We start from the raw sequence: 7116 nt of genomic DNA on the forward strand, positions 1-7116 counted from the left end.
TGAGTTTCCCTGCGCTGTTGCACTAATCATGATGTAACATAGAGCAAAAAATATTTTGCGGATCATAGAGTTCTTTTAGTTTATGCCAATCCGTATAGTGTTCTTCGAAATGGTTTTGCCAATATTTTTTATCTGGAGAGTCTCCTAAATATCCGGAAAGGTAACGTTTGCCGCCTTGAGGTAAAAAAAGTGCGTCCAGCTGTTTCATTGTTGCTAAACAACTCGGAATTAATGCAGAGGGTAATCCTGGATTAAGGATCATTAGAGCAAAAATATCTTTGTCTTTAGGAAGCTGTAAAAAACTATCATGAATATGAGGTGCGATCCGGGCAAGATGTACCACAGGAGCGTAATGTAAAGGCAAGGCGGCTAATAACTCTTCCAGATTACTTAATTGTGAAGCGGATAAAAAGCACTCATACCATGGATGTTGCAATTCCCATTGTCCAGTTATTTTCATTGCATTAAAACGAGAGTCATGGCGATGTAAATAAGAGTGGATTGATTCATCCTGGGTATGAAGTAAACGCCAGGGCCTTAACCCAAAATCGTGAAAATCAGGGGGTAGATTATCATATTCTAGAGCTACATGAAGCGAATAAAACCACTGAGCAAAAGGCAATCGACCTTTTTCCGATATTTTCGCGCCTTGTAGTGCTGGTGTGCAAAATGATTCCACATAGTCTGCCTTTGTTTGACATAAAAGCAAATCATTAAGCCATTCGTTTTTATCCAAATAGATCAGAAAGAATGTTCTGACATTTTTTAAACAAGGTCTTAAGGCAATGCAGGCTTTGGTAATCAGGCCAAAACGCCCCTGTCCACCCAAACAAGCATGCATTAAAGAGGAGCGTTCTTCTGCCTTAACCAATTCTCCATCAGCTTTTAATACTTCCAACGCTTTGACATGGGCGACCACACTGCCGTATTTGAATGAAGAGGCCCCCATCCCTCCCGCAGAAAGCACCCCCCCCACTGATAAATTACAATTATGAGGTACCACATAGGGTATGAGGAACTGTTTTAACGAATTATCCAATAAAGAGGCCCAGGAGGCATTTGCTTCTACCCAAATGGAGTCTGAATCAGCTTCTGATGTATGAGCAAAGTGTTTCATATTCAGGATTACCCCGCCTGGAACGGCAAGCGATTGGCCGCTTTGACTCATTCCATTGCCGCGAAGTGTTATAGGTAACCGGTTTTTATGAGCATAGTGTATGAATGATTGTGCATCCTCTGTGGTTTCAGGTTCAAAAACGGCTACCGGTGCAGAATGAATTAATTTGCCGAAATCTTCGCGAAAAAAAACAAGCGATTGCTCATCACTGAGCATCGCTTGTCCAAACTTTTTCTTACACTGCTTTATGTGAAATAAGTTCCACTGGTTCTTTGTTTGCGGCATCTTGTTGATTCCTTTGTTTTGCCAATTCAAGTCTTCGATTACAAGCAATAATCAATCCATCGAACATTTTGTTAAACGCATCATAGCAACGGTCAACCAATTTTAATGCTTCGCGTCGAGTGGGGACTGGTATTTGTCTTGAAAATAAAGAGCGTTCCATTTCTTCTTCAAACAAGGCATGAGCCATTTCTACTTCCAAATGTGATGTGGAGAAATATTGGAGGTTTTTATCTTCCCCAGTTTTTTTCACTTGTTTTGAAACTTTTTCAAAGAAAACGTGTCCGGATGATTCAATGGTTAAGAGGAGAACAATATTCAGAATTTCATCATTTGCTTTATAAACTTCAGCTAAAATAGCATAAGCTGCATCACGAGTTAATTGGGTTTCTTTGCTATAGAGCCAACTTACATCATTCGTATCATTTACCGAATCGATATTCACTGCCCCCATATATTTTTTATCATGTAGAAACCATTTTTCATGGCCTGCATCTTCAAGTCTGTGATGACGGGCAACTTTTCTTAAGTATGGGTCAGTCACTCGTTCTTCGTTTATTCTTAAAATATCTTGGAAAGTCATAGCCCAAAAAGTGAGTTCGGGAACGAAGTAGCTCAATTCTTTTAAACTTTTCAATTGTTCAAGTACTTCAAAAAAAGGATGATTCATAAATTCTTGTTGTTTGGAATCAATATAATCTTGTATGATTTTCATAGCCATCTCCATGAGAATTTTGTTGGACACTTTGAACAATGCATGGCGCATACCAACTTTTTTCTCTTTTTCCCTCGCAAAAACTATGAAAAAAAGATATTTTTGCTTTTTTTCATAAAAAAGTAGTGCGAACTGCCAATATAAGTGAATCCAAAATAATCATTGTGTCAAATTTTTGACAAAGTAACCCCTTGAATTTTTTACTTCTTTTAAAATTCAACTCAATTTTGCCAATTTTTTGTCATATTGCCTAGGTTTTTCTCTACTTTAGTCCAATCTATCTCTTCAATTCGCTCCACTTGGTCAGATATTTTATTTAAAAATTTCGTTTGGAACTCCCCTTGCGCTTGCGCTTCAGCATAAGGTGTATTAGTAAACATTACCAAAACATGCTTTGAAACATAGTCTTCTGGGTATCGATGCATTAATTCGAGTTCCAATTGTTTTTTGAAGTTAAATCGTTTGTCTCTGATGTCAATCTGAATTTCATGGAAATTATCCATAGACATTTGTGCTACTGCATCAGTATTTACTTTTCTTGATTGATAGAAAGCAGGCATTACCTTTTTCCAATCATCATGATATTTATCTAAAAGCTCATTTAAAATACGACAATCTTCAAACGCACTATTCATCCCTTGGCCAAAAAAAGGTACAACTCCATGTGCCGCATCTCCGATTAACAGGCATTGATCCTGGTAATACCATGGATCACATTTTATAGTACTCATATTACCGGTAGGATGTTGCGTAAACTCTTCAATTAAATTGGGCATTTCAGCATATGCATCCGGAAATGCTTTTTGAAAAAAAGTTCTGATTTTCAAATCATTATCCAATTCTGCAAAACTATTTTTTCCCTCATTGGGCAAGAATAAGGAGCCTGTAATTGATTGATTAAGATTAGGATTGCCTAATAACAAAAAGGCATTCCTTGGCCAGAGGTGTAAATGTTCATGAATCAGATGATCTTGGGCAGGTTCACCAATCGAGAGTTCCTTATATCCATAAGGCAAGTAAGTACGTGATGCATGCACAAAGTGCTCCGCATGAAGTTGTTCACGAACCGCTGAACCCGCCCCATCAGCTCCAATTAGAAGTTCATAGTTTCGTTTTAAAAGGGTGCCATCAGGCAGTTTAAACACGACAATTTTTTTATCGACATCCAAATCGATGAGTTTCGTATCAAAATTGAGTTTAACTTTGGGATATTTTTCTGCTTCATTAAGTAGTAACTTATTGAGATCGTTACGTTGAATTGCATTAATGTATTCATTTTGATGTCGGCCAAAAGATTGAAATTTAATCTGCCCCTGCATTTCATGTATCGCACGAGCACGCATGGGAACCATGAGTTTTTTTACCTGCGGCATGATACCTACACCTTCCATGCCGGTAATACCGCGACATGACAAAGCCAGGTTGATTGAGCGCCCATCCTCTGCACGTATGGTTCTTGGATCCGGGCGTACATCAAATAATTCAAGTTTATATCCTCTTTTTGCCAAATAGATGGCGAGCAAGCCCCCGGCCAAACCCGAACCAACAATGGTTACCTCTCTCATTCCAGTCTCCTTAGAACGATTGCAGCCTTAGATGAAGGTATGGTTTTAATCCGAGTCAACTGAACAAGTCCTCGAGCACTCCATTTCAGGCAACAATTACTACGACTACTGAGCTCTATTTAATCAATCAATCAATTTAAAACATAAGAAATACTCTAAACACATCGCATCATAATTTTTAACAGCAAAAATCATACCGACTTGAAAAAAACTCGAGAAAATGATAAAAAATTTAACCTGGAAAATACGGCAGATTCAGTGCCTTGAGGCTTTCTCTGAAGCTTTTAACCGCTTTTATTAGGTTTAAATATGCTGAATAATAAAATCTTTTAATTCTTCTGCTTTTTGAGGCATTGCGAAAAAATAGCCTTGTGCATAATCACAGCCATGCTGCATAATAAACTCGCGTTGTAATTCTGTTTCTACTCCTTCAGCTAATACTTCCAAATTTAAGCTATGACCTAAATTGATAATTGCTTTTGTGATCGCCGCATCATTTTCCCTATTGACTAATTCACTGATGAAAGAGCGGTCAATTTTTAATTTATCAACAGGAAACTGCTTGAGATAAGATAAACTGGAGTAGCCAGTACCAAAATCATCAATCACTAATTTTGTTCCCATGTCTTTCAATTCATACATCGTTTCAACAGCATGTTTTACATTATCAATAAGTAAGCTTTCTGTAAGTTCTAACTCCAGAAATTTGGCTGGTAAGCCTGTTTCAAGAAGAATTTTTTCAATTACTTCAGGTAAATGAGCCTGACGAAATTGGCGGCTAGAAATATTTACAGCGACAGTGAGTTGGTCATAACCTTGATGATGCCAGCGTACAAGTTGGCGGCACGCTTCTTGCAAAACCCACATGCCAATATCAAGAATTAAGCCATTTTCCTCGGCCATACCTATAAAATCATTGGGAGGAACATCACCTAAAATATGGCTGTGCCAACGCAATAAGGCTTCGAAGCCAATAATTTTATTTGAAGTCAAATTCATAAATGGTTGATATACTAAATGAAATTTGTTTTTCTTCAGTGAGTCACGTAAAGCATTGTCAAGTTGCATGCGATTAATGATGCGCATATTCATTTCTTTATCATAAGTGCGATAGGTATTGCGACCATTATCTTTGGCGTGATACATCGATAAATCAGCACTTTTCATTAAAGACTCATAATCATCGCCATCTTTAGGGTAGTAGCTGATCCCTATACTGCCGGTGATTTTTAAATTATGCTGATCAATCTGAAAGGGTTTTGCTAGAGAAGTAAGTATTTCTTCTGCTTTTTGCTGTGCTTGCATCTCAGTGGCAACATCCTGCAACAATATAACAAACTCATCGCCGCCTAAGCGACAGACAGTATCAAAATCATCTGTAGCAAGAAGCAGGCGGTTGGAGACAGCTTGCAGCAGCCTGTCCCCAATACTATGCCCCAAGGTATCGTTTGTCATTTTGAAGTGATCCAGATCAAGGAATAAAAAACCTAACATCGCCCCTTTCTTCTTGGCTTGTAAAATGGCTTGATCCACGCGGTCGATTAATAAAACGCGGTTGGGTAATTCTGTGAGCGAATCATGTGTTGCTTGTTGAATTAATTGTTGTTCCATTTCACGACGCTGAGTGACATCATTAAGAAGACAGACATAATGTCTGACGTTATCGAATGAATCTCTGACAGGAGCAACACTTACCTCACCCCAAAAAATTTCGCCACTGCGACGGTAACTTTCTAGCTCTACTGTTTCTTCACGTAACTCTTTAATTGCCAGATTTATTCGTTTTTGGTTCACATTTTCCAGCTTACTTCCATGCAAAAATGCAAGACTTTGTCCTAATATTTGCCTTTCACTATATCCCGTAATGCGTTCAAACGCTTTATTAACATAAATAATAGGTAGATCGGGTTTGGAAATATCAAGAATCGCAACACCATGAGTGCTTGCTTCAATGGCGCGTTCTCTGATACGAAGTTCATCTTCCTCCATCAATTTCTGGGTTATATCCCTGAAACTATATACCCGCCCAACAATTTCGGTGCCTATTCGTTGTGGCTGGGTGAATCGCTCAAAAATTCGTCCATCTTTAAAATGCAAAACGGGCAACTCTCCTTGCCACTCTGGATTTTCATACAGATATTTCACGTCAGCAATTACTGCTTCAGGATTGCTGAGTTGCTGTAAAATATATTCGAAGCCAATGCTTTCAGTACCTGATTCCAGCATATGAGAAGGAATACGCCACATTTCGACAAATTTTTGATTCCAATCAACAACTTGCCCTTTTCCGTTTACCATCATGATGCCATCTGCGGTTGACTCAAGCGTAGCACGTAACAGAGATAAGGATTTTTCCAATTCTATATTTTTTTCAAGAATATCATGGGCTTTTATATTAATATTTTCTGAAAGAGGAGCTTTAATAGAACGCTGAAATTCGGGTTGGGTGTGATACCATTTTTCAAGAAGGATGGACAAGTTGGGAGTTGGAGTAATTATTCCTAATTCTTCGCATACATTTGTAAGCGATGGTTCGCGGCCTTGCTTTTTAACATGTTCGGCGGCTTGTGCCACTTTCTGGTAATCTATTTGACGTCTAGCCATGTTCCCTCACCTGTTCCCCTCTAGACTTGTAATTGAATCGCTACTGATCTAAGTCAGGTTCATTTAAATTATATACCGTTAATGCATTTTTTGCTTACATGGGGCTGATACAGAAATCGCCTTCATGTTCAACCTCAATTTTCGTCAGAAAATTTAAGATCTGTTTACAATTCAGAGATAGCGAATGCAAACAGACTTAAGAAGCCATATATAAAGAGAAGGGATAAAATAGTCTAACGAATAAATTCCCGCTTTTTTGCGGGATTAATACGTGACCTGATTTTATTTAGGTTTTCCTGGGGCTGGAGCGGGTACTGGCTGCATACCTTGTTTAGCTGCTAATTGCTGAATCTGTGAATTCACCGCTTGTATTTGGGTCTGTAATTGGTTTTGCATCGTTTTTATCTGATTCTGCAGTTGGCTGTTCACTGATTGTATTTGTTGTTGCAGATCAGATTGTACTTTTTGAATTTGTGCCTGGAGTTGGGTATTCATTTGTTGGGTTTGCTCTTGTTGTTGTGACTGTAATTGTTTTAACTGACTTTGTATTTGTGAGTTAAATTGTGATATGTCATCAGCAAAAGCAATATTGGCCAAAAAAACAGTACAACAAAGTGATTTTGCTAAAATTTTCATTACTATTCCCTTACTTGAAAAATAAATCGGACATAATACTTTAACCTAATAATCTATAAATTGACTAGGTCTGTTTCTACTTCTTGGCTCTAAAACCTGAGGTTGCGGTCCACGGGGGGGGGGAATACAGGAAAGACTTGGAGCGTGACCTAGCCTTAAAACATTTTATTACGATGGCGATAAAGTATTAGCGCTGC

5 protein-coding genes are annotated in these 7116 nt (G+C 38.3%); all 5 read right to left on the bottom strand.

Annotation, left to right across the window (positions count from 1 at the left end; genetic code table 11):
- Positions 1-22 precede the first annotated feature (22 nt).
- Positions 23-1402 carry an FAD-binding protein gene (locus tag Lpar_RS02005; protein WP_058516326.1) on the bottom strand — a complete coding sequence of 460 codons (1380 nt, stop codon included), beginning with the start codon at positions 1400-1402 and terminating at the stop codon, positions 23-25.
- On the bottom strand, positions 1353-2114 hold the full coding sequence (locus tag Lpar_RS02010; RefSeq protein ID WP_058516327.1) for a hypothetical protein: 762 nt from the start codon (positions 2112-2114) through the stop codon (positions 1353-1355). The genes Lpar_RS02005 and Lpar_RS02010 overlap by 50 nt, the downstream gene beginning before the upstream one ends.
- 221 nt (positions 2115-2335) lie before the next feature.
- Entirely contained in the window at positions 2336-3679 is a 1344-nt protein-coding gene (locus Lpar_RS02015) for an FAD-dependent oxidoreductase (RefSeq protein ID WP_237759327.1), read from the bottom strand.
- A gap of 303 nt (positions 3680-3982) precedes the next feature.
- Complete coding sequence (locus tag Lpar_RS02020; RefSeq protein ID WP_058516328.1) at positions 3983-6283, bottom strand: bifunctional diguanylate cyclase/phosphodiesterase; 2301 nt, start codon at positions 6281-6283, stop codon at positions 3983-3985.
- Between the two features lie 282 nt (positions 6284-6565).
- Positions 6566-6919 (bottom strand): hypothetical protein, encoded by a 354-nt coding sequence (locus tag Lpar_RS02025; RefSeq protein WP_058516329.1) that lies wholly within the window; start codon positions 6917-6919, stop codon positions 6566-6568.
- Positions 6920-7116: the final 197 nt, after the last annotated feature.

This window comes from Legionella parisiensis, from assembly GCF_001467945.1.
Lineage (GTDB): Bacteria > Pseudomonadota > Gammaproteobacteria > Legionellales > Legionellaceae > Legionella > Legionella parisiensis.